The organism is Pseudomonas sp. SbOxS1, from assembly GCF_013416725.1.
GTDB lineage: Bacteria > Pseudomonadota > Gammaproteobacteria > Pseudomonadales > Pseudomonadaceae > Aquipseudomonas.
In genome coordinates, this window is sequence record NZ_JAAVXC010000007.1 from 146035 (window position 1) to 170275 (window position 24241).

Annotated in this window: 18 protein-coding genes; 14 read left to right on the plus strand and 4 right to left on the minus strand. The window is 55.1% G+C overall.

Translation table 11 applies throughout. The features are described from left to right. Positions 1-321: 321 nt before the first annotated feature. The 5 genes from HFK74_RS11215 to HFK74_RS11235 all read left to right on the plus strand — a co-directional run bounded on the left by HFK74_RS11215 (position 322) and on the right by HFK74_RS11235 (position 6430). Positions 322-960 carry a TnsA endonuclease N-terminal domain-containing protein gene (locus tag HFK74_RS11215; protein WP_180203550.1) on the plus strand — a complete coding sequence of 213 codons (639 nt, stop codon included), beginning with the start codon at positions 322-324 and terminating at the stop codon, positions 958-960. Next, on the plus strand, positions 941-2893 hold the full coding sequence (locus HFK74_RS11220) for a Mu transposase C-terminal domain-containing protein (RefSeq protein WP_180203551.1): 1953 nt from the start codon (positions 941-943) through the stop codon (positions 2891-2893). The genes HFK74_RS11215 and HFK74_RS11220 overlap by 20 nt, the downstream gene beginning before the upstream one ends. A 1-nt stretch (position 2894) precedes the next feature. Continuing rightward, positions 2895-3830, plus strand: coding sequence for a TniB family NTP-binding protein (locus HFK74_RS11225; RefSeq protein WP_180203552.1), 936 nt, complete (start codon positions 2895-2897; stop codon positions 3828-3830). 13 nt (positions 3831-3843) lie between these two features. Further along, complete coding sequence (locus HFK74_RS11230) at positions 3844-4908, plus strand: TniQ family protein (protein WP_180203553.1); 1065 nt, start codon at positions 3844-3846, stop codon at positions 4906-4908. Between the two features lie 421 nt (positions 4909-5329). Then, on the plus strand, positions 5330-6430 hold the full coding sequence (locus tag HFK74_RS11235) for a hypothetical protein (protein ID WP_180203554.1): 1101 nt from the start codon (positions 5330-5332) through the stop codon (positions 6428-6430). 929 nt (positions 6431-7359) lie between these two features. Here the strand turns inward: HFK74_RS11235 and HFK74_RS11240 are convergent. From HFK74_RS11240 to HFK74_RS11250, 3 genes are read right to left on the minus strand one after another with little or no spacing between them, the layout of a single operon-like run. Continuing rightward, positions 7360-8109, minus strand: coding sequence for an SDR family NAD(P)-dependent oxidoreductase (locus tag HFK74_RS11240; RefSeq protein ID WP_180203555.1), 750 nt, complete (start codon positions 8107-8109; stop codon positions 7360-7362). Positions 8110-8115: 6 nt separating this feature from the next. Continuing rightward, complete coding sequence (locus HFK74_RS11245; protein ID WP_180203556.1) at positions 8116-9402, minus strand: acyl-CoA dehydrogenase family protein; 1287 nt, start codon at positions 9400-9402, stop codon at positions 8116-8118. Between the two features lie 23 nt (positions 9403-9425). Further along, positions 9426-10451 (minus strand): phosphotransferase family protein, encoded by a 1026-nt coding sequence (locus HFK74_RS11250; protein WP_180203557.1) that lies wholly within the window; start codon positions 10449-10451, stop codon positions 9426-9428. Positions 10452-10677: 226 nt separating this feature from the next. Between HFK74_RS11250 and HFK74_RS11255 the strand changes: the two genes are divergently transcribed. Genes HFK74_RS11255 through HFK74_RS11295 form a run of 9 tightly spaced genes read left to right on the plus strand, consistent with a single transcriptional unit; the run spans position 10678 to position 22487 of the window. Next, positions 10678-11886, plus strand: a complete 1209-nt coding sequence (locus HFK74_RS11255; protein ID WP_180203558.1) for an acetyl-CoA C-acetyltransferase — start codon at positions 10678-10680, stop codon at positions 11884-11886. A 17-nt stretch (positions 11887-11903) separates the two neighbouring features. After that, entirely contained in the window at positions 11904-14060 is a 2157-nt protein-coding gene (locus tag HFK74_RS11260; RefSeq protein ID WP_180203559.1) for a 3-hydroxyacyl-CoA dehydrogenase NAD-binding domain-containing protein, read from the plus strand. A gap of 11 nt (positions 14061-14071) precedes the next feature. Further along, entirely contained in the window at positions 14072-15229 is a 1158-nt protein-coding gene (locus tag HFK74_RS11265; protein ID WP_180203560.1) for an acyl-CoA dehydrogenase family protein, read from the plus strand. Then, positions 15226-16218, plus strand: a complete 993-nt coding sequence (locus tag HFK74_RS11270) for an NAD(P)H-dependent flavin oxidoreductase (protein ID WP_368738159.1) — start codon at positions 15226-15228, stop codon at positions 16216-16218. The genes HFK74_RS11265 and HFK74_RS11270 overlap by 4 nt, the downstream gene beginning before the upstream one ends. Before the next feature lie 43 nt (positions 16219-16261). Beyond that, positions 16262-18394 carry a fatty acid oxidation complex subunit alpha FadB gene (gene fadB, locus HFK74_RS11275; RefSeq protein WP_180203561.1) on the plus strand — a complete coding sequence of 711 codons (2133 nt, stop codon included), beginning with the start codon at positions 16262-16264 and terminating at the stop codon, positions 18392-18394. 54 nt (positions 18395-18448) lie between these two features. Further along, positions 18449-19621, plus strand: coding sequence for an acyl-CoA dehydrogenase family protein (locus tag HFK74_RS11280; protein WP_180203562.1), 1173 nt, complete (start codon positions 18449-18451; stop codon positions 19619-19621). Positions 19622-19650: 29 nt separating this feature from the next. Further along, positions 19651-20799, plus strand: a complete 1149-nt coding sequence (locus HFK74_RS11285; RefSeq protein ID WP_180203563.1) for an acetyl-CoA C-acetyltransferase — start codon at positions 19651-19653, stop codon at positions 20797-20799. Between the two features lie 25 nt (positions 20800-20824). Beyond that, positions 20825-21592: an enoyl-CoA hydratase/isomerase family protein gene (locus tag HFK74_RS11290; protein ID WP_180203564.1), complete on the plus strand. Its 768-nt coding sequence runs from the start codon at positions 20825-20827 to the stop codon at positions 21590-21592. Next, a complete protein-coding gene (locus tag HFK74_RS11295; RefSeq protein WP_180203565.1) occupies positions 21582-22487 on the plus strand; it encodes an acyl-CoA thioesterase domain-containing protein in 906 nt (301 codons plus the stop codon). Before HFK74_RS11290 ends, HFK74_RS11295 begins: the two co-directional genes overlap by 11 nt. A gap of 573 nt (positions 22488-23060) precedes the next feature. Here HFK74_RS11295 and HFK74_RS11300 read toward each other — a convergent pair. Further along, a complete protein-coding gene (locus tag HFK74_RS11300; protein ID WP_180203566.1) occupies positions 23061-24233 on the minus strand; it encodes an acyl-CoA dehydrogenase family protein in 1173 nt (390 codons plus the stop codon). Positions 24234-24241: the final 8 nt, after the last annotated feature.

Genomic DNA, 24241 nt, shown 5'->3' on the forward strand with positions numbered 1-24241 from the left:
CTGGAGGCTGCAAAACCGTTCGTCATCTAAACGAAAAAAGCCAGAAATGAGCTTTAGACTCACTGCCTGGCTTTAAAAGAAAAGGAGGCTCCAGAATGTAAAACGCGGCCAACCTTGAGGGGTTAAGACCGCGACGAAAACAAAAAGCAACTACCGATGTGGTGTCAGTAGTTTCTTCCATTTTTTCGTCGCCTGTCAACCCCCTCCCATAACTTCGATTTCAGCGAGGCCACTCGACGGGAAAGTGTTGCCCATCGAAAGCCTCCAATCCAATGCACCTGTCGAGCGTTGTGCATTCGCTCGCTCGTGAGGGAGTTGCAGATGCCAGTACGAAAAGTCGTAACACGAAGATCCAATCACTTCCGGGGATATCACCCATCCCGCAAGAATGGGATTCCTATTGCCTGGGAGTCTCAACTGGAAGCCAGTTTCCTGCGGCTGCTAGAGCTTTCCCCGGATGTCATTACATACGAAGTCCAACCGTCATTGGAGGTGCTGCCCGTAGGAAGCGTAGAAACAAAATACATACCGGACGTATGCGTCAACTTTATAGACGGCACAACCGGATGGTTTGAAGTCAAACCATCCATGCGCCTCCTAAACCATAAGGTGGCACTGAAACTACAAGCGGTAAATGATCACTTCGAACGTTCCGAGCGCGTATTTCATATCGCTACAGAAAAATTGATTCTTGCAACGCCCATGGCGGATAACCTTTTAACTCTGATGTACCACCGCCGTGGAGAGGATGTGACCGAGACGTACGAAGAACACCTCAACCTCAAATTCGAACGCTTCTCCCCGGAAACAATCGCTGACTTGATAGCAATCTTAGGTCCGCAAGAAGCATGGCGATTATTAGGTCTGGGCTATATCGGGATAGATCTGCGAAACCCCATTTCTGAATCAGCACTGATTTTCCTGACCGGAGGCCATCGCCATGAAAACTTTTTCGCTTAAACCATCCCTGGTAGTAAATTACGAAAATCGAATCATGCGTTTCATGGGGAAAAGCATAAATCATAAACTGCTATTCAAAGATGAGTATGGAGAATCCATAACGCTCTCAGAGAGTGAGTTCTACTCTCTATTTGATGCACGAAAGATCACAATCGACGAAAACCAGCCGCATTTAGGGGTAACTCCATTTGTCCGAAATGTAGCGCCTGACCTAACATGCTTTCCAAAAAAACATCAGGTAGTGGCAGTGCGACGTAAACGCTATCTCGATGCATTAAAAGCTAGATGTGACAAATTTCCGAACAGGAAGACTCTAAACAAACTCCTCCCAGAGATTGCCAAGGAGCTTGCCGATGAGAAAAAAGTGCCTTCTGCAATTACAGTCAGGCGTTGGCATTACAAAGGACTCAACAATAGTATTGTTGCTTTGATACCGCAGCATGCCAAAAAAGGCAGAGCGACTGTTTTTACTCCAGAACTGGAAGACTTGCTTCTTGATGTCCTAAACACAACGTATTTTAAGCCAGAAGCAATTCCAGTAAAACAAGTCTACGAAGAGTTCATTCGCCGTACCCGTGAATACAATAGTGACAAACTACCATCTCGGCAGTTGAAATACATTTCTGAATCTACCGTACGACGCTACATAAAAAGCCTGGATCCGTTTGAGGTAGAGGTCAATAAAAATGGAAGGCACGCTGCTGAGAAAAAATTCTCGAAATCCGTTGGGCAGCTTACCGTAAACAACATTCTTGATCGCTGGGAAATTGATCACACGCCACTCGATGTAATGATCGTAGACCCAGTCACGGGTAACGTGATCGGACGACCCTTTCTCACAGTCGTGTTAGATCGTTATAGTAGAATGGTGATGGGATACTGGATTCACTTTTCTGCGCCAAATACTGAAAGTGTTCTGCGTGTAATAGAACGCGCCATCAGCCCGAAGACCACTTGGCTTGCTAAATATCCAAAAGTCATCAATGAATGGCCCGCGCGTGGTCTCCCCTTGCGTATTGTTCCTGATAACGCCGCGGAATTTCACGCGAACAACCTGATCACCGCCTTTACTGAGATGGGCATCGAAATAATGTTCCCGCGCTCTCGGGGACCTCAAATGAAAGGCGCTGTGGAGCGCTTTTTCAGAACGTTGAACATGGGGCTTATTCACACACTACCTGGTACAACTTTTTCAAACGTCAAAGATCGAGGTGATTACAAGCCTGAGAAGCACGCGTGTTTGACGATGAAATCGCTTGAGTCCGCGCTGGTTAAATGGATCGTCGATATCTATCACCAATCACCACACAAAGGACTTGCCTCGAAGACACCTATGGCAGTCTGGAAAGCCATGGAGCCTTCTCGCGTCATACAAATGCCATCAGATCTCGATGCCCTAGAGACCGCCCTGTCGCATAGGAAATTTGTGACTGTTCAGCCATATGGCATCCAGCTATCCAACAACTTCTATCACTCAGATGAGCTCGCAAGCTTGCGATTGAAGCTGGCTAAAGAACAAAAAGTTCAGATGAGATACCGAGATGAGATGGGCCATATTTGGGTGCACGATCCTTTTCGAAACATATTTTTTGAAGTCCCTGCAAAAGACAAGCGTCTTATCGGCACGAGCCGCGACATATATAAGGACGCAGTAAAAAAAGCCAAATCCGAAAATGCAAAATTGGTAGATAGAGAAGCTATTCAAGAAGCATATCACCAAATTCGTGAGGGGATAGATGAAGCCCTTCGTTCCAACAAGCAAACTGTTCGACGCGAAGCGGCAAAACAGCAAGCTGTTATTGACGAACGCTCTGCGAACAAGGTTCCGCTGAAAGTGGCACTAAATTCATTTAGACCACCTTTATTGGAAAATAATAACGAAGAATCACCTTCAATGTTTCCAGTGCATTCCTTTTCTGCGGCGGAGGTTTAAGATGAACATACCGACAGACTCCAAACAAATTCAAGATCTGAGCAATCACTTTATAACCACTCCCCAAATCGAGCGGAGCACTACTCGTGTTCATGAGGTGATCAACGATACAAAAATATCCGGAAAGGCTAAAGGCTTGCTCATTTGCGGCCCTAGCGGGGCTGGCAAAAGCACAATGATCAAAAAGCTCATGAGCGACCGCCGAAAAGATGTCACCGACGGCCTCAACTACAAAACCATGTATATGACCATCCCAGCAAAACCAACCACCAAGTCCATGGGCGAGGCGTTTTTGGATGGAATGAATGATCCTTTTGCACGCAAGCACGGTCACTCGTCAGAGTACAAGTTACTTCGAATTACTCGCTTACTCAAAGACCTTGGGACTGAGCTTTTGATTTTTGACGAAATGCAACACATTGTAGAGCATCACCGTAAAACTACAGAAGCCAGCAACTGGATCAAGTACCTAATGGATCATACGGGACTTGCCGTGGTTCTTATCGGCATGTGGACAACTCAAGAAATCCTAGACAATGATCATCAATTGCGCAGGAGATTTTCTGCCACGGTTGACTTCCATAGATTCAAGATCATCAAAACCCCCTCAGATAATTTTTTGATACTGATCAAAACACTTGAAAGCCTGCTTAAGGTTAAAGCGATCAGCCTAACAACCGACGAAATGTTGCAGCGACTTTATTACGCGTCTTACGGCCTAATAGACTACCTGGTAAAGATACTTAATCGCGCTGTTTGGATTGTAGTCAAAAAAAACTTGGAAGGTATCACCTTAGAGGTTCTGTCCCAAGCCTTTACGGACGAAGTTTGGGGCGATGTAAAAGACAACAGGAATCCATTTTCCCAGCAATTCAATTTCCGCTCACTGGTTGATCACCGCGAGCCATTTCATGATTTTGACTTTAACGAACAATAATAGGAACCCTACCATGAATTATCAAAATTCTGAATTCGTTGACCACCAGTTGGCCATGCTAACTGAAGAAAAAGAAGCACGTCTGCTCGCGGCAAAATACAGAATGCGGGCGGAATATGAGCACCTTACAGTTCCAACTGTAAACCTGCTGATTAAAACCGAACTTTCGCCTTGGGAAAGCCTGGAGAGTATTTTTTTCCGGGCCTCTGCATTGAACCATCTTTCGGGCATTTCTGCCCTCCAACGCGCACTTATGCTTCCAGACAATGGCATGATGTCAATCAAACGCCACCTACAGCTAAGCGTAGCGCTTGGTCATGAATTGAGGACACTATCGCCCGCGATTCCCACACTGATGAGTAAATCGACGCTTAGACTATACGGGAATTTACTACCAACCAAACAATTCGCACTCACCTCCTACCGAGTGTGCCCTCGTTGCCTAGAAGAAACGGGTTACGGAAGGTCCTATTGGTCGCTGGCATCATTTACGGTGTGCGAAACCCATAACTGCCGGCTCATCGATAGTTGCCCTATATGTGAGAGAACACTCTCAGGTACTCGTCCCGCTTATGATCGGTGCTCCTGTGGCGTCGAGTACTCAAAAATAGATTCAGCCAGTTGTTCTGGGCCGTTACATGAGATGAGCATCATCATTGCATCGAAATTCAAAAATCAACAAATCAATAACACTATAAGTTCTTATCCGAATGACGTCCTTTGCATGGGCCTGCCGGACATACTGGAGCTACTCGCTTTTCTAGGCGCCTTATCAGAAGACCCTGGAACAACATACCTTAATTTGAGCCGCAAGGTAGTAAGCCTGAAATACGCACACCGACTCGTTAAGAAGGCGACTGACGCCTTGTTAGACTGGCCTAATGGATTCCACCGGCTACTAGCCTCTGTTCGGAGCTTTAGGTCCTACAACGAGACACAGGCCTCTGTATATAAAAGCATCTCGCATATCATCGGTGTCATGCCTATCGGGTCGCAGCAGAGATGGAGCAACTTTATTCTGTCGGGCATCGAAAGCTTTTTGAGCAGACGCGATGCGTGGGGGCGTTCTTCTTTTTAGGAGACATCTAGAGATGTTCGGCCTGTTAGTAAGTCTCTCTGCAACGCCTGGTGAGGGCCTAATAAACTTCCTCAGACGAACCGCTACTGCTAACTATCTAACGTTAACAGATCTTGTGGACCATATCCGGAGTACTTGCGAACCAGAGCTGAACATCTTTCCAACACCACCTTCCCCGTCAACGTGGAGATCAGCGTATGAGCACCTGGTCTCTAACACCACCAACAAGACGTGGTCTTGTCTTCAACCAAAATTTTGCACCTCCTGCTTATCTGAGCATGGACAGTTCATGGAGTGCTGGGATTTGACACTAAACACTGTGTGCACCTCACATAAAATTTTGCTTGAGAATCGCTGCCTAAGCTGCGGTAGCCTTTTCAATCTCCAAACGATTGAATCCAAAATGTGTGTTCACTGCGGTATGTCGATTTTGAAAAGTGGTGCTGGGTCCCACTCAGTCTCTCAAGAGGCGCTGTGGTTATGTTGTGAATTTGAAAAACGCCTGATGGGCGTCCGCTCAGACGGCTGCCGCTCCATCGACCAACTGGATACGTTGGACCTACATTGCATAGCAATGTGTTTGGCGGATCTGGGGTGCAAAGCAGACAACATCCACGCAAAGAAACGGAACAATCTGCACCAGCTAGAAAACGTGTATCAAATGACCTCAATGGCCGGCCGACTCTTGTCGGACTGGCCAGTCTCCTTTCACTCTTACCTGCAAAAACTGGATGCCCGTGTCATCACCTCCAGGAGGAATTCAGCAGCAAGGTTTGTAGACCGATTCAGAGTGAACATCTATGAGAGACTCGCGAGTCCCGCATTTGATTTTGTTCGTTCTGAGCTCGAAAAGCACCACCCACCTCCCAATCGCGCACCTGGCACCATAAAGCATCGTCCCTATGTGCCTTTAGAATTGACCGAAATGATGCCTCTGAAGGCCATATCCAAGGCCACCAACATCAACGTTCAATTGCTGAAAAGGTTGATTGCCGAGGGCGAACTCCACGGATACAGAGGATTTTCTGCATGCGGCAATAGAACAATTGTCGCTGACCTGAAGCAAGCAAGGCGTCTGGCCGCCACTCTGACCTCCCGGTTGAATGTTATGCAGACTGCCACCCACCTAAAGTTACCCATCAGCACTATTGAGGTGCTGTGCAGGAATGACTTTTTTATCTGCCTGGGAGGTCGACCTGCTGCTGGGCAATCCTGGTGGATTGATGCGACATCTTTTGACATGTCCAACGCTTCAATCAAACGCCAGCGATCCATTGAAAGCACCATCTCGTTGCGAGACATACTCCAGCATCCCTTAATGTCAGAGGACTGCGTAGCGGCCTTATTTCGGGCAATCCAAAAAGGAGTCTTATCCGTTTCAATCATAGGTAAGACGGGCATGGGTGTCGTTGGTGAGTGGAGGCTTGGCAACGATGAATGGCACGCTTGGATCAGCATGCGGATGAAGCAATACGACAATAGTGACCGCTTGAGCTTCATACTGCGACATCCACATGATTGATGGGTAGGTCAAAATGATAGCTTTTGTTCCCCAACCTTCAGGCTGTTCGTCCCAAGTAACCGTACCTTTGACCGTACTCAGGTCCTTTCTCTTGGCCCCGGAGCTGATGTCACTAAATTATCGAGTGTTGTTGGCGAAGCTGCCGTCCCCGGCGCTGCACGCAAGGGACTCGATACTCCTGAAGGTTTCCATAAGTGCCACTATAAACTTTTGGTTTACATAGCCTATTGAAATTACTGCCTACCTTCCCTTCAGTGGTCATTAGAAAATAAAATGAAGTCATTAGATCTTAAAATGGAAACTGCCACACAGGGATTACGTGAAATGCTGCATGCCCCTATGTCGAAATAGTTAACTATCTTCGCACTGACTAATTAGGAAGTGGCTTGACTGACCGAACCGAGGTCAGGTCAAGCCGGTAGAGATAAATGGATGAAGGCAATGAAGGACTGCATAGTACTAGGCCTACGATCCGAGTAGATCTACAGCTAGCGATCAGAGAAAAGCCCAGGAAATCTTCTCCCCGCCAGTCATCCAAATGGATAAAAGCGCGCCGTGGCATTCATGATCGAGACTGACAAACTATTGATCAGACTGCGCAGCGCCCCTTGGTAAGCGTCGGCATGTGCTCTGCCAAGAACGCAAACTGACAATTTGTTTTCACTTCGATTGGAATTCTTTTCATTACGGACGGAATCAGCCAGCTGTCGCGCGATGGAAACGCTCAAGTTTAGTTAGGGCACGCGTATGAAACTCTGTATGCCGTGATGTCGAGCCGATGCTAGAACGCACACCAAGGCGCAATCTTCCAGTTCGGAGACACTCCTGCCCCGACAGCCGATGTCACCAACCGACGCACGGCATCGACGAAGCTGCCGGCCTTGGCACTGAGCGCACGCTCTTAGACATAAAGCTACAGGGGCTCTTTATCAGCTAATACCACCATCAACCCTCACAAGACTGCCAGTGACAAAACTACTGAATGGACTCGCTAAATATAGCGCAGCCGTAACAACCTCATGAGGTTGGCCGGGTCGTCCCAAGGCGTTGTCGAATTTTTCACGTGCCTCGACAGGCCAAGCCTTCGCCACATCTGTCAAGAACGGTCCTGCCGACAACGTGTTGAACCTGACCTTAGGTCCATATTCTTTGGCCATGGACTCAGTCATTGCATTCAGCGCCGCCTTGGCTCCGCAATAAGGCACTACTGCCGGCAACGGCCGCAGTGCCCCAGTGCTGCTGACGTTAATAACGACACCGCCATCTCCCCTGGCCATACGAGACGCCACCAGTGAGCTCAAACGGAATGGCCCCTTGAAATTGACCTCCAGCACCTTGTCGAACAAGGCCTCGCCTGTTTCATGGGAGGATGGCGCCAGGGGACACATTCCAGCATTGTTTACCAAGATGTCGATACGACCGAACTCGGCATATACGGTCTCGACCAACGTTTCAATTTCGGCCCACTTCCCCATGTGACAAGAAAAGGGCAATGCTCGCCGGCCCATTGCGGTGATCTCGCCTACGACCTCTTGGCAGGCTTCAAGCTTGCGACTGGCAATGATCACGTCCGCACCCTGACGGGCGTAGGCTAGAGCAATCTCTCTCCCCAGGCCCCGGCTGCCACCCGTCACGAGCACGACCTTTCCGGTGAGGTTGAAGTAATCGATCTTGTCCATCGCCGCCTACTCCAGGTAGTCCTTGAATTTCTCCATTGCCGCAGCGCGGCGCGATACCAGATGCTCAGTTGGAAATAGCCCCTGCGCCGGTTGGTAGCGTTTGAGAAGGTTCTTGGCGACCGTCACTTTATGCACTTCAGTCGGACCATCGACCAACCCCATGCAAGCGGCATAGGTCCACATCTGGCCAAGCACCATTTCGTCCGATACGCCGAGCGATCCATGGACTTGCATCGTGCGCTGGACGATGTCGTGATAAATCTTCGGTGCGGCCGCTTTGATCGCAGCGATGTACATCTGGTTGGCTTTGTAGTCATGGCCGTTATCGATCCGCCATGCCGTTTCCAAAACAAGTAAGCGATATTGCTGAAGTTCGATAAATGAATCTGCCAAGTACTGCTGGACGATCTGCTTACTGGCCAGCGGCTCACCTTTGGTGACGCGCGACAGTGCCCGCTCGGCCATCATGTCGATAGCTTTCTGGCATTGACCTACCGTGCGCATGGCATGGTGCACCCGACCACCACCAAGGCGCGCCTGCGCAACTGCAAAACCTTTTCCGACTTCACCCAGCAAGGCATCGGCGGGTACCCGCACGTTTTCGTACCGGATATAGGCGTGGGCTCCCTCCCCCGGGTTTTCGCCATAGACACCTGGATTACGCAGGATGTTGACCCCGGGGGTGTCTGTTGGTACCAACAGCATGGAGGTACCTGCATAAATAGGTGCGTCCGGGTCGGTGACACACATCACAATCAAAAAGGCTGCGTAACGAGCATTTGAGGAGAACCATTTCTCCCCATTGATCACCCATTCGTCACCATCACGCACGGCTGTCGTCGTAAACACTGATGGGTCAGCACCACCTTGTGGTTCGGTCATCGAATAGCAAGAAACGATGTCTCCATCCAGCAGCGGCTGAAGATACGTAGCCTTCTGCTGTGCAGTACCGAACATGGCCAGAATCTCGGCATTGCCGGTATCGGGCGCTGCCGTCCCGAACACGGTTGGCGCCCAACTCGATCGTCCAAGAATTTCATTCATCAGCGCGAGCTTGATCTGACCATATCCCTGCCCGCCCAACTCCGAACCCAAGTGACAGGCCCACAGTTCTTGTTTACGTACCTCATCACTCAGCGGCTTGATGATCGAACGCGCGACATGGTTATTGGTATCGTACGGTGCACTCATGTCTGGCCAGAGCGTATCCAGCGGCTCGATCTCTTCTTTAACGAAGCGACTCATCCAATCGAGTTTTTCTTGAAACGCCGGTTCAGTACTGAAATCCCACATGGTTTTCGACCTTTTCTGGTTGATCAGGAATTAAGAGTGGTGAAACGCAAGCCGCGCTGAACCATGACCAGGACGTCGTGTTCCATCCGGGCATGGACCTCGTGGGTGGACTTGCCGGCTACATAGCGGGCATACGCGCCCTCCATGATGATCGCCAGTTTGAACATCGACAGCGCCATGTAGTAATTCAGCCGGGAAATATCCAGACCGGTTTTATCGGCGTAGCGCCGGGCCAGTTCCTGCCGGGTGGGCATCCACTGCCAGTCGATATAATTCGCATAGGTCGCTTCTTCACCGGCCTCCTGCCAACCGGCCAGCACCCAGCCAAGATCCAGAAGCGGATCACCGATGGTCGCCATTTCCCAGTCGACAATGGCACTGAGCTTGACCGGCTCACTGGCGTCATACATGACATTGATGAACTGGTAATCACCATGGATCAGTGCCGATCGCTGCATTGCCGGAGTGTTCGCGACAAGCCACTGCCCCAGCTCATCAAGCCCGGGGATATCGCGAACCTTGTAGCGCTCGAGCTGCGCATTCCAGCGCGATACCTGGCGTTCGAGAAACTGCTCAGGCTTGCCGAAGCCCTCCAGACCGATTGCTTGCCAATCGGTATTGGCCAATTCGGCAAGGGCATCGACCAGCTCGAAAGCCATTTGTCGCGAGGCTTCGGGGTTCCCCTCTACGCCCGGCGGCAAAGGTGATTTACCGGCAAAACCAGCATGCCATTCGAGCAAAGCGAATGGCGCTCCAATGACCTCTGGATCTACGCAACCAGCGACCAATCGGGTATGCGGTATCTGCGTCTCGGCTATGGCACGCAGCAATTTCATCTCGCGCAGGATGTTGTTGGAGCTGGCGTCGTTAGCCACCAAGGGCGGTCGACGCAGCGCGAACTGACGGTCATTGACATTGATTTTATAGATCAGGTTGCTCGCACCGCCTTGTACTGCGTTCACGCTCAAGGACTGCACGGGGCCCACTTCAGTTTCCAGCCATGCGCGTAAACGGGCCAGATCCGGCAAAGGTGTTGTTTCGAGAGTCATTCGGAACTCCTTTATTTGCGGCAATGATTTAGCAGACAAAACAATATCACTGGTCATAATGATGTATATGATTTAATCGGCTGTCAATCTGCGTAAGCGATTTTCCAAACGCCCGGTTTTCATACGAATCAGATGCTCCTGCCTCTTGCTCTATTATATGTATGATTATAATCTTTAAGCCTCATGCGGCAGTTCGCCGCCGCGCAGACATTGAGGGATCCTTGACGTGAATGACGCCATTATCTACGACCACGTACGCAGCCCACGCGGCAAGGGCCGCCCGGATGGCGCACTGCATGAAGTGAGTGCCACCGCGCTGGCAGCCCAGACCTTGAGCGCCTTGCGTGATCGCAACCAGCTCGATACCAGCCTGGTCGATGATGTACTGCTGGGTTGCGTCATGGCCGCCGGTGAACAAGGCGGCAATATCGCTCGTGTCGCTGCCCTGGCAGCGGACTACGACCAGAGCGTGCCGGGCCTGCAGCTCAATCGCTACTGCGCCTCTGGCCTCGAAGCAGTCAACCTCGCGGCTTCGACACTGCGCGCTGGCGAAGCACAGGCCATCGTTGCCGGTGGTGTGGAAAGCATGTCGAGGGTGCCTATCGCCTCTGATGGCGGCGCTGTCTATACCGACCCCCAAGTGATTTGGAAAACCTGGTACATCCCCCAGGGCATCGGTGCTGATCTGATTGCAGAACAGGATGGCTACAGTCGAGCAGACGTCGATGCCTTTGCCCTGCGCAGCCAGCAACGAGCGGCCGTTGCAGAAGCCGAAGGTCGATTCCAGCAATCGCAATTCGTTGTCAAGGATCTGCTCGGCCAGCCACTGCTGGAGCGAGATGAAGCCATTCGCCATGGGGCGAGCCTGGAAGATCTGGCTCGACTCAAACCCGCTTTCGAGGCCACTGGCAGCCAGAATGGCTTTGACGCTGTGATGCTGCAGCGCTACCCGGATATCGAAGCCATCCGTCACGTCCACACTGCCGGTAACTCCAGCACGATCGTTGACGGTGCGGCGGCCATTTTGCTCGGCAATGCCGAGTTCGGTCGCACGACAGGGCTCCGTCCTCGTGCCCGTATTCGCAGCTACACCTCAATCGGTTCAGAGCCGGCCATCATGCTCACGGGCCCTGCGGCCTGCACCGAAAAACTGCTGGCCCGAACCGGGATGACCATCGCCGACATCGACTTGTTCGAAGTCAACGAAGCCTTCGCTTCGGTGGTGATGCGATACATGCGCCATTTCAACCTCGATCCCGAACGCGTCAACGTCAATGGCGGCTCGATCGCCATGGGCCATCCACTGGGCGCCACCGGCGCGATGCTCGTGGGCATCGTGCTCGATGAACTGGAGCGCCGGGATCTGAACACTGCACTCGTCACTTTGTGTGCCGCTGCGGGCATGGCCACCGCCACCTTGATCGAGCGGATCTGAGCATGGAATCGAACGCTATGAATACCTTGAAACTAGACCTGGGCGCCGACGGCGTAGCCATCATTACCATCAACCTGCCTGACCGCCCGGTGAATGTATTTACGTCTGCATTCGTCAACGATCTGCAGGCAGCAGTCGAAGAAGTGCTGACCAACGTTGCCATTCGCGGTGCGGTCTTGACCTCAGGAAAATCCGGCTTTATCGCGGGTGCCGACCTCAAGGATCTGGTTGACGCCTTCGACCAAGGTATCGATGCAGTCCAAGCCTCGCACCGCTTCGATCGAGAAAACGCGGTGATGCGTCGCATCGAAACCGGCGGCAAGCCCTTCGTCGCCGCGCTCAATGGCCTGGCGCTGGGCGGTGGTCTGGAGCTGGCGTTGGCGTGCCATCGACGGCTGTTGGTCAATGACCCAAAAGCCATTGTCGGCCTGCCCGAAGTGACTGTCGGCTTGCTACCTGCCGGAGGTGGTACCCAACGTTTGCCGCGTTTGATCGGTATAGAAAAGGCCTTGCCTCTGTTGATTGAAGGCAACACCTTGAAGCCTGCGCAAGCCTTGCAGTTGGGGATCGTCGATGAACTGGTCGACGTTACCGGCTTGCTGGAGCAAGCGCGTCGCTGGGTGCTGGACAATCCAGAGGCAAGTCAGCCGTGGGACGTGAAAGGCTATCGGATTCCTGGTGGCGCCGGTTGCCTGGCTGCGCACGCAACCCGCTCCTTCCAATTTGGTACCACGCTGGCCAAAGCCGCCGGCGCACAGAACTACCCGGCACGACTGGCCATTCTTTCGGCGGTGTTTGAAGGCACTCAACTGCCCATGGACAAGGCACTGGCAGTCGAAGCCAAATACTTCGGCACGTTGCTGGCCAACCCAGTGGCACGCAACCTGATGCGTACGATGTTCATCAACAAGGGTGCCGCCGACAAACTCGTCCGGCGTCCGGTCGGACCGGCCAAAAGCACGGTGCACAAGCTGGGTGTAGTGGGTGCCGGAATGATGGGCGCTGGCATCGCTTACGTCAGCGCTGCTGCCGGGGTCCAGGTCATGCTCCTTGATACCAACGCCGATGCTGCAGCGCGGGGCAAGGACTACTCGCGACGGATCCTGGACAAAGCCATCGAACGCGGCACCCAGACCCGAGACAAGGCCGATGCGATCCTCGCACTGATTGAGCCTTGCTCTGACTATGCTGCCTTCGACGGCTGTGATCTGGTCATCGAAGCTGTTTTCGAGAACCGTGAAGTCAAAGCCTCCGTCATCGGCAAAACCGAAGCAGTGCTCGCACCTGATGCGGTATTTGCGAGTAATACCTCAACCCTGCCAATCACTGGCCTGGCCGAGTGCTCCAAGCGCCCGGACCATTTCATCGGCCTGCACTTCTTTTCACCCGTCGAGCGCATGCCGCTGGTCGAAGTAATCGTTGGCAAGAAGACCAGCGAACAAACCATTGCCCGTGCCCTGGACTTCGTCGGTCAACTGCGCAAAACCCCGATCCTGGTCAATGACAGCCCAGGCTTCTACACCAGCCGCATCTTCAGTACTTACACCGATGAAGGCATGGCGATGCTGGCCGAAGGCGTCAACCCGGCCCTGATCGAAAACGCCGCACGCCTGGCCAGTGCCGCCACCAGCCCGCTGGCTGTGACCGATGAAGTTTCGCTGGATCTGCAGAAAAGCGTCATCGATCAAGCTCACAAAGATGGCCTGGAGGAGAAATTCCTGCGCCTGCATGCAAGGCCAGTCGTCGAATTAATGAATTTCCTGGGCCGCCTGGGCCGCAAGAGTGGCGGTGGTTTTTACGAGTTTCCACAGGGTGGCAAGAAGCATCTTTGGCAAGGGCTTGCGGAGCATTTTCCTCTTGCCCCGCAACAACCGGACGTCGAAACCGTCAAGGACCGCCTGCTCTACATCCAGGCGCTGGAGACCGCGCGCTGTGTCGAGGAAGGCGTTCTCAACGACGCTGCCGACGCCGACCTGGGCAGCATTCTCGGCCTGGGGTTCCCCTCCTGGACCGGTGGCACGCTCTCCCTGATCGATACCTTGGGTGCCCAAGCTTTCGTCACCCGTTGCGATGAGCTGGCCGATGCGTTCGGCGAGCGTTTCCGCCCTTCGGTCTGGCTGCGTGCCCGTGCCGAGCGTGGTGAGCGCTTCCATCCACGTAACGACGCGGCCTGAGAGGACAACCCATGCTCCAGAATCGACTGATCTTTGACAGCGACCATGAATTGTTCCGCGATCAGGTTCGCAAATTCGTGCAGAAGGAAATAGCCCCCCACGTCGACCATTGGCGTGAAGCCGGACGCTGTGATCGGGAAATTTTCCGCAAAGCCGGCGCCCAGGGTTTGCTGCTGATGTGGGCTGATGAAGCTTACGGCGGTTCCGGCGTAGACGATCTGCGCTACGAGCAGATCGTCTACGAAGAAGTGATTCGTCACGGCGACATAGGGGTGTTTTTCACCCTGCACTCACGCATCGTCGGGCCCTATCTGCAACGCTTCGGCACCGAAGAGCAGCGCCAGCGCTATCTGCCAGGCTGCATCAGTGGCGAGACCATCCTCGCCGTCGCCATGACCGAACCGGATGCCGGTTCGGATCTGGCCGGCATGAAAGCGCGCGTTGAGGACTGTGGCGATCATTGGATACTCAATGGCTCGAAGATGTACATCTCGAATGGGCTCAATGCCGACTTGATGGTCGTCGCCGCTCGCACCGGCAGTGAACGCTATTCAATCGGTCTGTTTCTGGTGGAAGCGGATTGGCCGGGGGTGAGTCGTACGCCGCTGGCGAAGATGGGCCTCGATGCCCAGGACACCGTGATTGTTTTCTTCGACAACGTACGCATCCCGAAGAGCAACGGTCTGGGCGATCCGCAAAAAGGCTTTACGTACCTCGCTGAAGGTCTGGCCGAAGAGCGATTGCTTTCAGCCATCCAGTCAATGGCCCACGCCCAGGTCGCTTTCGACCTGACCCTGGACTATGTCAAGGATCGTCGAGCCTTCGGCCGGCCGGTCGGCACCTTCCAAAACAGCCGGTTCAAGCTGGCTGAGCTGCGCGCCCTGCTCGATTGCCAGCAGACCTGGGTCGACCAGTTGGTACTGCAACACAACGCCGGCCGGTTAAGTGCCGAAGCCGCTGCATCCGCCAAATTGCTGACCTCGGAACTCGAAGGCCGGGTCATGGATGACTGCGTGCAGCTCCATGGTAGTGCCGGTTACATGGAGGAGTACCGAATCTCCCGCATGTACCGCGATGCGAGGGTGTCGCGAATCTTCGCCGGCACCAGCGAAATCATGAAAGAAATCATTGGCCGGGCCCTCGGCCTGGATGAACGCAAAGTCAAGTGAACGAGGCAGTCACCATGAAGACACGTATTACCGAAATGCTTGGCATCCGTTATCCGATCATTCAAGGCGGCATGCAGTGGGTAGGCCGCGCCGAGCTTGCATCAGCGGTATCCAACGCAGGTGGTCTGGGCATGCTGACCGGCCTGACACAACCAACGCCGGAGGCCTTGGCCAAGGAAATCCGCCGCTGCCGGGAAATGACCGACAGCCCGTTCGGCGTCAACATGACCATTTTCCCGACCATCAGCCCGCCGCCTTACGACGAGTACATCGATGCAATCATTGCCAACGGGGTGACCATCGTCGAAACCGCCGGCAACAAAGCGATTGAATACATGCCGAAGATGAAAGCGGCCGGTATTCGCATCATCCATAAATGCGTTGCCGTCAGGCACGCCCTGAGCGCTGAAAAACTCGGCGTCGACGCCATCAGCATTGATGGCTTCGAGTGTGCCGGGCACCCAGGTGAAGAAGATATTCCAGGGCTGGTGCTGATCCCCGCCGCAGCCAAGGCGTTGACCATTCCTGTGATTGCCTCGGGTGGCATTGGCGATGGCCGCGGCATGGCCGCCGCTCTGGCCCTGGGTGCCGAAGGGATCAACATGGGCACCCGCTTCTGCCTGACCCAGGAAGCGCCGATTCACGAAAACATCAAGGCTGCCCTGCTCAAGGGCACCGAGCGCGATACCAACCTTATCTTCCGCACCATGAAGAACAGTGCCCGGGTATTCAAGAACGCCATTTCCGATGAAGTCGTCGCCACCGAGCGTCGTCCTGGCGGTTGTGCCTTTGAAGACATTCGCCCTTTGGTGGCGGGTGCTCGCGGCCGTGCTGCGCTGGAGGCTGGCGAGATCAACGAAGGGATCATCACGGCGGGCATGGTCATTGGCTTGATCGATGACTTGCCAACCTGTGACGAACTGCTTGAGCGCATGGTTCGCGAATGCCGCGAGCGCCTGGCGTTTGCCACGCGCCTGGCCAGCGCCTGATCCAGTCCAGCCTAAATAAAACCGACAAAAAGCAGGTTATCGCATGTACCAAGGTCAAACGCTGCACCTGACCCGCCTCGACAATCAACTGGTCGAACTGTGCTTCGACCGCAAGGGCGAGGCCGTCAACAAATTCGATGCCCTGACAGTCGAAGAGCTACGCATCGCCTGCAAAACCATTCGCGATAGCGGTGACGTCCATGGCCTGGTTTTGACCAGCGCCAAGGACAGCTTCATCGTCGGTGCCGACATCTTCGAATTCACCCAGTTGTTTGCACGGCCTGAAAGCGAACTGGCGGCTTACAACCTGGCCCAGAACCAGGTGTTTAACGAACTCGCGCAGCTCCCGCTTCCAACGGTTTGCGCGATCAATGGCCTGGCGTTGGGGGGTGGTTTCGAAGTCACCCTGGCCACCGACTTCCGAGTATTGGGTAACGCCGCAAAGGTCGGTTTGCCAGAAGTCGGCCTGGGCATTATTCCCGGGTTAGGGGGGACTGCCAGGTTGCCACGCCTGATCGGTTCAGCGGCCAGTATTGACTGGATTACCTCCGGCAAACCTCAAACTTCTGCGGCGGCCAAACAACTCGGTGCCGTCGACGAAGTAGTCGATGATCAAGCCGTGCGTCAATGTGCGCTAGCCGTGTTGGCCGAAGCTGTTAGCGGCCAGCGTGACTGGCAAGCGTTGCGGCGCCAGCGCAGCCTGAGCTTTGCACTGGATACGGAACAGAGCGCCAATGCCAAGGCTGCCGTGATTGCCCGCAACCCGTTGGTACCCGCTCCACTGTTGGCCATTGAGCTGCTCGAACGCAGTGCTGGATTATCCCTGGCTGAGGCATTGATCGAAGAGAACCGTACCTTCGCGCAAGTCGCCCAGACCCAGGCCGCTCAGGCACTGGTCCAACTGTTCATCAACGATCAGTACCTGCGCAAGAAAACCCGGGATTACGCCAAGGCGTCGCGCAAGCTATCCCGCGCCGCCGTATTGGGCGCTGGCATTATGGGTGGCGGCATCGCCTATACAAGTGCTGCCAATGGCGTACTGACGATCATGAAAGACATTTCTCAGGCTGCGCTGGATCTGGGAATGGCCGAAGCCGGCAAACTTCTGGACAAACAGGTCAGCAACAACCGTATGACCCAGTTCCAGGCAGAACGAGTGCTGGAGTCGATTACACCGACCCTGACCTATCAAGGCATGGATAAAGTCGACGTGCTGGTGGAGGCGGTGGTGGAAAACCTCGCCGTGAAAAAAACCGTGTTGGCGGCAGTCGAAACCCAGGTGGCTGCTTCCACGGTACTGGCGTCCAACACCTCATCGTTGTCCATTACTGAAATCGCCAGTGCGCTGCAACGCCCGGAAAACTTCGTGGGCATGCACTTCTTTAACCCGGTGCCAGTCATGCCGCTGGTTGAAGTCATCTGTGGTCCACACACCAGTGAGCAATCGGCCGCAACGGTTGCCAGCTATGCGGCAACACTGGGTAAAACGCCGATCGTGGTCAAGGATTGCCCCGGCTTTCTGGTCAATCGCATCCTGACCGCCAACGTGCTGGCTTTTCTGCGCCTGATTCATGATGGCGCAGACTACCAAGCCGTCGACCAAGCCATGGAAGCCTTTGGCTGGCCAATGGGCCCAGCGTATTTGCAGGACGTTATTGGCATGGACACTTCGCGCCATGTGATCGACTGCATCAGTCAGGGCTATGGCGATCGCATGTTGCCTGGCTTCACCCATGCGGTTGAACTCATGGTCACCGAACAGCGCCTGGGCCAGAAGAACGGATTGGGCTTCTATCGTTACGATCGGGACATCAAGGGCCGACTGATGAAGTCGGTTGATCCTGACACCCAGGCTCTGTTGACCCGCGTGCAGCCACAAGGGCGTCGTGAGTTCAGTTCCGAAGAAATCGTCGAGCGCATCATGCTGCCGATGCTGATAGAAGCGGCCCGGGCGCTCGAAGAAGGTATCTGCGAAAGCGCCATTGAAATCGACATGGCACTGATCCTGGGTGTTGGCTTCCCAAGGCCAGTGGGTGGTGCCCTCAAGTATGCCGATTGGCTCGGCTTGCCGGCGCTGGTTGCGCGTTGCGACCACTACGCCGCTCTTGGTGGGCTTTATCAGGTCACTCCCCAAATGCGAGAGATGGCTTCGAACAACCTGAAGTTCTATTCATGAATTCGGGTTTGCACCTTCGACCATCTTCATCAGCCCTTTGAAGCGGAAATAACCATGGACTTCACCCTGTCACCCGAACTGCTCGACTTGCAACAACGGACACGTGCCTTTATCGCTGAGCACATTATCCCGCTCGAAAAAGATCCCCGCTGCACAGCCCATGGCCCGACTGAAGACCTGCGCAAAGAGATGATCTCGCTAGCGCGCAAGGCCGGTCTGTTGTCCTCGCACATGCCCAGCGAGTTGGGCGGTCTTGGTCTGAACCATCGGGCCAAGGCGATTCTTTTCGAGGAAGCCGGCTACTCGCCACTGGGGCCTGTCGCACTGAACATTGCTGCGCCCGACGAGGGCAATATGCACATGATGGAAGTCATCGCGACCGCGGCCCAGAAGGAGCGGTGGCTCAAACCCCTGGCCCTGGGTGAAATTCGTTCGTGCTTCTGCATGACCGAACCGTCGCCAGGTTCGGGATCGGACCCTGGCATGCTCGCCACCACCGCCGTGCGTGACGGCGACGACTACCTGATCACTGGTGAGAAATGGTTCATCACCGGGGCTGAGGGGGCAAGTTTCGCCATCATCATGGCCAAGCTCGAAGATGGCCGGGCGACCATGTTCCTCGCGGACATGGACCGTCCGGGCATTCAGATCGTACGCGCGATGGACGCACTGGATTCGTGCTTCCCCGGTGGCCATGCGGTGGTGCGCTTCGACAAGCTCCGAGTACCCGCCAGTGACGTATTGGGTGAACCCGGCGAGGGGCTCAAATATGCTCAGGTGCGCCTGTCCCCTGCCCGCTTGACCCACTGCATGCGCTGGCTCGGGGCGGCCCGTCGTGCCCATGACGTGGCGACCCGTTACGCTGCCCAGCGCCAGGCTTTCGGCAAGTCACTGGGTGAGCACGAAGGCGTCGGCTTCAAGCTGGCGGACAACGAAATGGACCTGCACATCACCCGCCTTGCGGTCTGGCACTGCGCCTGGTTTTTGGACCAGGACAATCTCGGGCGACATGCCTCGAGCATCGCCAAGGTCATTTCGTCCGAAGCGATTTGGCGCGTGGTCGACCGCAGCGTGCAGATTCTCGGTGGCCAGGGTGTCACCCATGAAACGATAGTCGCGCGGATTTTCGCCGATGTTCGCGCCTTCCGCATCTATGACGGCCCATCGGAAGTACACCGCTGGAGCATCGCCAAGAACATTCTGCGTCCCCACACTCAGGCTCGCTGAGCGCGCCCCACTCGATCAAGGAGTTTTCCGTGAAGCAAGCCTATATCGTTGATGCGCTGCGTACGCCGACCGGCAAACGAGCCGGCAGCCTGTCCCAGGTACACCCCATGGACATGGGCGCTCATGTCATTAAGTCACTGGTGGAACACAACCCGATTCCCGCCGAGGATTATGACGACGTTATCTTTGGCACTATCGATGCCATTGGCCCGAATGCCGGCAACCTCGCGCGCTTCTGCTGGCTGGGCGCCGGGCTTCCCGATAGCGTGCCCGGCGTGACCATCGACCGACAGTGTGGCTCGTCCCAGCAAGCCGTGCATTTTGCTGCCCAGGCGGTAATGAGTGGCACTCAGGACGTGGTGATTGCGGGCGGCGTGCAAAACATGAGTCAGGTACCAATCAACACAGCGTTGTACATCGCCAAAGACTTAGGCTTTGCCGATCCCTGGACCACGGCCCAGACCTACCGCGCCCGCTATGGCACGCAACAGCTCAGGCAATTCGAAGCCGCCGAACGCATTGCCCGCCACTGGCGCTTCACTCGCCAAGACATGGAAGCCTACTCCCTGCGCTCTCACGAGCGCGCGCTGGCGGCCATCGAACAAGGGCGATTCGACCACGAGATCGTTCCCTACGGTGATCTGCGTATGGATGAAACGGCTCGTCGCAGTAGCCTGGAAAAAATGGCCACACTACAGACTCTTCTACCAGACGGCCTATTGACCGCAGCCACCAGCTGCCAGATGGCTGATGCTGCCAGCGCCGTATTGGTTTGTTCGGAAGACGCGGTCATACGTTATGGCCTGAAACCACGGGCACGCATTGTCCACATGAGCGTTCTGGGCGATGACCCGGTGTGGATGCTCACCGCCCCTATCGCTGCGACTCGTCGCGCCCTGGAAAAAGCCGGCCTGCGCATGACCGATATCGACCTGGTGGAAATCAACGAAGCCTTCGCCAGCGTCGCCATGGCCTGGCTGCATGAAATGGATTACCCGAGCGAACAGACCAACGTCAATGGCGGCGCCATTGCGTTGGGCCATCCTATCGGCGCATCCGGCACCAAACTGATGACCACCCTGCTCCATGAGTTGGAGCGCAGCGGAGGTCGCTATGGCTTGCAGACCATGTGCGAAGGCGGTGGCTTGGCCAACGTGACCATTATCGAGCGGCTTTAAACCCATCGCCCTAAGGAGTTTCATGATGAATACAGCCGTCACTGTAAGCCACCACGGTGCTGTCGCACTGGTCAGCCTGAACCTGCCGGAAAAGCGCAACAGCCTGATTCCTGAGCTCTATCGCCGTTTGGCCGACGAACTCGAGAGCCTGCAAGACAATGAGCAGGTCCGGGTTATCGTACTTAGCGGTGGTCAGCACTTCTGCGCAGGGGGGCCACTGGATGGCCTGGATACCCGGCCGATGGCCATGCGCAAGGACATGCGCTGCGGCCATCGCGTAATCCGTGCCATCGTCAATGGCCGGGTACCCGTAATCGCCGCCGTGCAAGGTGCTGCATTCGGCGCCGGGCTGTCATTGGCGGCGGCCTGCGACTTCGTCGTGGCCGATGCCGACAGCCGCTTTGGTGCAGTATTCGGCAAAGTCGGAGTCATGCCGGACTGGGGTGCACTCTGGACATTGCCACAGCGCATTGGCCTGCCCCGCACTCGCCAGTTGGTCATGTTCCAGCAGATTCTTGGTGGCGAAGAAGCAGCACAAATCGGTCTTGTCGACTTTCTGGTCGATGCCGGAAAAGCTTTGGAGACCGCACTCCAGCGCGCCCAACAACTGGCCAGCAGCGCGCCTGGACCGCTTTCAGCGGCCAAATCATTACTGGGACGACACCCTTTAAGTCTGGAAACGCTGCTCGACTGGGAGGCCGATACTCAGGCGCTGCTGATCGGCTCCGAAGATTTCCTCGAGGGGCGTGATGCCTTTTTCCAGAAGCGTGCAGGAGTCTTCCGTGGGCTCTGAAACCGCCGTGCAGCATCTGGCCATAATCTCAGAAATGTGGGATGGCGTGGATATCACGCCGCTGCTGGACGTTCATGAAGTGGGGCCGGACCGCTTCTCCTGCAATTGCTTCCACTCCAATCAGAATGCCGCGATCTACGGTGGGCAAACGCTCGGCCTGGCCGTCGCAGCAGCCATCGCCACTGTTGAAGCACATTTGCATCCCCATGTCCTTCAAGTCAGCTTTCTGGCTGCTGGAGATGTTAACGCTCCCCTGTCGATTGAAGTCGAACGCATACAACAAACCAGACGCTTCGCCGCGCGGCTGGTTCGGCTCGTTCAGCACGGCCGCGCCATTGCGATAGCCACATTGTCCTTCCATGCCGGTGAAATCGGCATGGAGCATCAACAGCACTTTGAGCCCGCACCCGATCCGGAAAGCCTAATGGGGCTGGCACAAGTTCGCGAAGCCTTTCATCAGCGACTCAACCCCATAGAACGGGTCTTTATCGGCAAAACCCGTTCGGTGGATATTCGTCCCGCGGACCCGGAACAGTTTGTACTCGGCCGCGACGATCAAGCCAGGATCCGTTACTGGATGCGCACCACTCAGTCCCCCAACCTGCCCACGCGCCTGCAACCAGCCGTGCTCGCTTACCTGAGTGACTTCTGGTTCGGCATCACCGCACTGATGCCTCACCGCGAGCACAAACTGGGGGAAGACCTGTTTGTTTCCAGCCTCAACCACACGATCTGGTTCCACCAGCAAGATGTACAGGCGGATGAATGGTTGCTGGTTTCTGCCCACAGTCCTTCGACCAGCCTGGGGCGTGGTTTGACCTTGGGTCATGTGCATGATCGGAAAGGACGGCTGGTGGCAACGTTAGGGCAGGAAGGCCTATATCGTTTGCGTTGATTCGTGCAGATGACAAGGGGCGTGACTGCCGAGAAAATGCGGCTTGGTCAGTGTACTGAGCGAAGTACTTGCCCGCCTTCCACACTGATTATGAAAGAGCACGCCGATGGCTGAACGTGTTGGCCATAGGCTGTTTCGTAGCCGCGGCGAGCCTTCTGGCGTGGCATTGGCATCATATCGAAGAGCTGATTCTTCACCCATTTCCTTCACGTTTATCTTGTCGATGCTGAACGACGCGGCAAGTTATTGCCGCGCGCTGGGCTCGTAGACGAAACGCTGAAACACCATTGAAATTCAAAAACACTTAGCGCTTCGACAACAAATGCACCTCGGTACGCCCGAAAAGCTCGATCGATGCACAGGCGCATCCATGCTACCTGGCATGCCTTGCAGCGCCGCAAAGGTAGAGCAATGGATCACGCCTCTCCCAAGCCACCCTCCACAGTGCCAAGTAAGCAACGGTTTGTGGGTGGCATGGGGCGCTCACACCGGGGCCTAGGTGCTTGTCGACCTGCAGTTCTTGCGCAATCCAATGTTTTAATCACGCTGTTTACTCAGGAGGTGCTTGACCGATCAGCCCTTGCCCAACTGGTTAAAGGGCGTATCCCGGTCACTACGCGGCTCAGGCGGCAAACCCAGCACCCGCTCAGCGATGATGTTGCGCAGGATTTCATCGGTGCCGCCGGCAATACGCAAACCGGCTGACCACATGTACCAATAGTTGAATCGACGCGCCTGGGGATCGTCGAACTCGCGCAGGCCATCAACACCCAGCGCTTCCAACGCACAGGCACTCATGTCCTGAAGGTTCTTGGCCATCACCAGTTTGTTGATCGAGGCTTCGGGACCGGGTACGCCACCGCGCGAGACCGCCGTCATCGAACGCATGCGGGTCAGGGAGATGCCTTCATCAGCCACGTAAAAACGTGCCAGGGCGTCAGCATCGAATAGTCCTGCCAGTTCGCTCGCAACGGGTGCACCGGAAGGTTTTCCACCGACGGCAAGTCGCTCGAACATCAGGGTGCTCAGGGAAACCTTCCAACCTTCACCGACTTCGCCCAGGCGTTGTGAATCAGGAATGCGCACGTCGGTGAAAAACACTTCGTTGAACTCCGCATCGCCCAGCAGCGTACGGATCGGTCGCACTTCCACACCTGGGGCGCGCATATTGACATAAAACATGGTCAAGCCTTTATGCTTCGGTGCAGACGGGTCTGTGCGCACCAGCACGATGCCGTAGTCAGACTCGTGGGCATAGGACGTCCAGACTTTCTGGCCGTTGATCACCCAATCCTCGCCTTCGCGTACACCGCGGGTTCTCAAGCCTGCCAGATCGGACCCGGCGGCCGGCTCGGAAAACAACTGGCACCAGATTTCCTCACCGCGCATGCCTTTGGCCATGAAGCGCTCCATCACCTCGGCCGAACCATGGGTAAACAGCGTCGGCAAACACATGCCGATACCGACTGCGAAAGGGATGACCGGAAGGCTGTAATGCTCTTCTTCCTGGTGAAAAATCACGTGTTCGATCGGGCTTCCACCCTGCCCGCCCACGTCCCTTGGCCACATGATGCCGACATAGCCGGCATCCGCCTTGAGTCGTTGCCAGCCTCGGGCCAGCGTCATGAAGCGTGCATGCTCCATACCGTCCTCAGGCCGGACTTCGTAAGCGCGCGCATTAGCGCTCAGCCAGGCGCGTACTTGCGTGCGATAGGTTGCTTCTTGAGGCGTATCTTGAAAATCCATCGATGCCG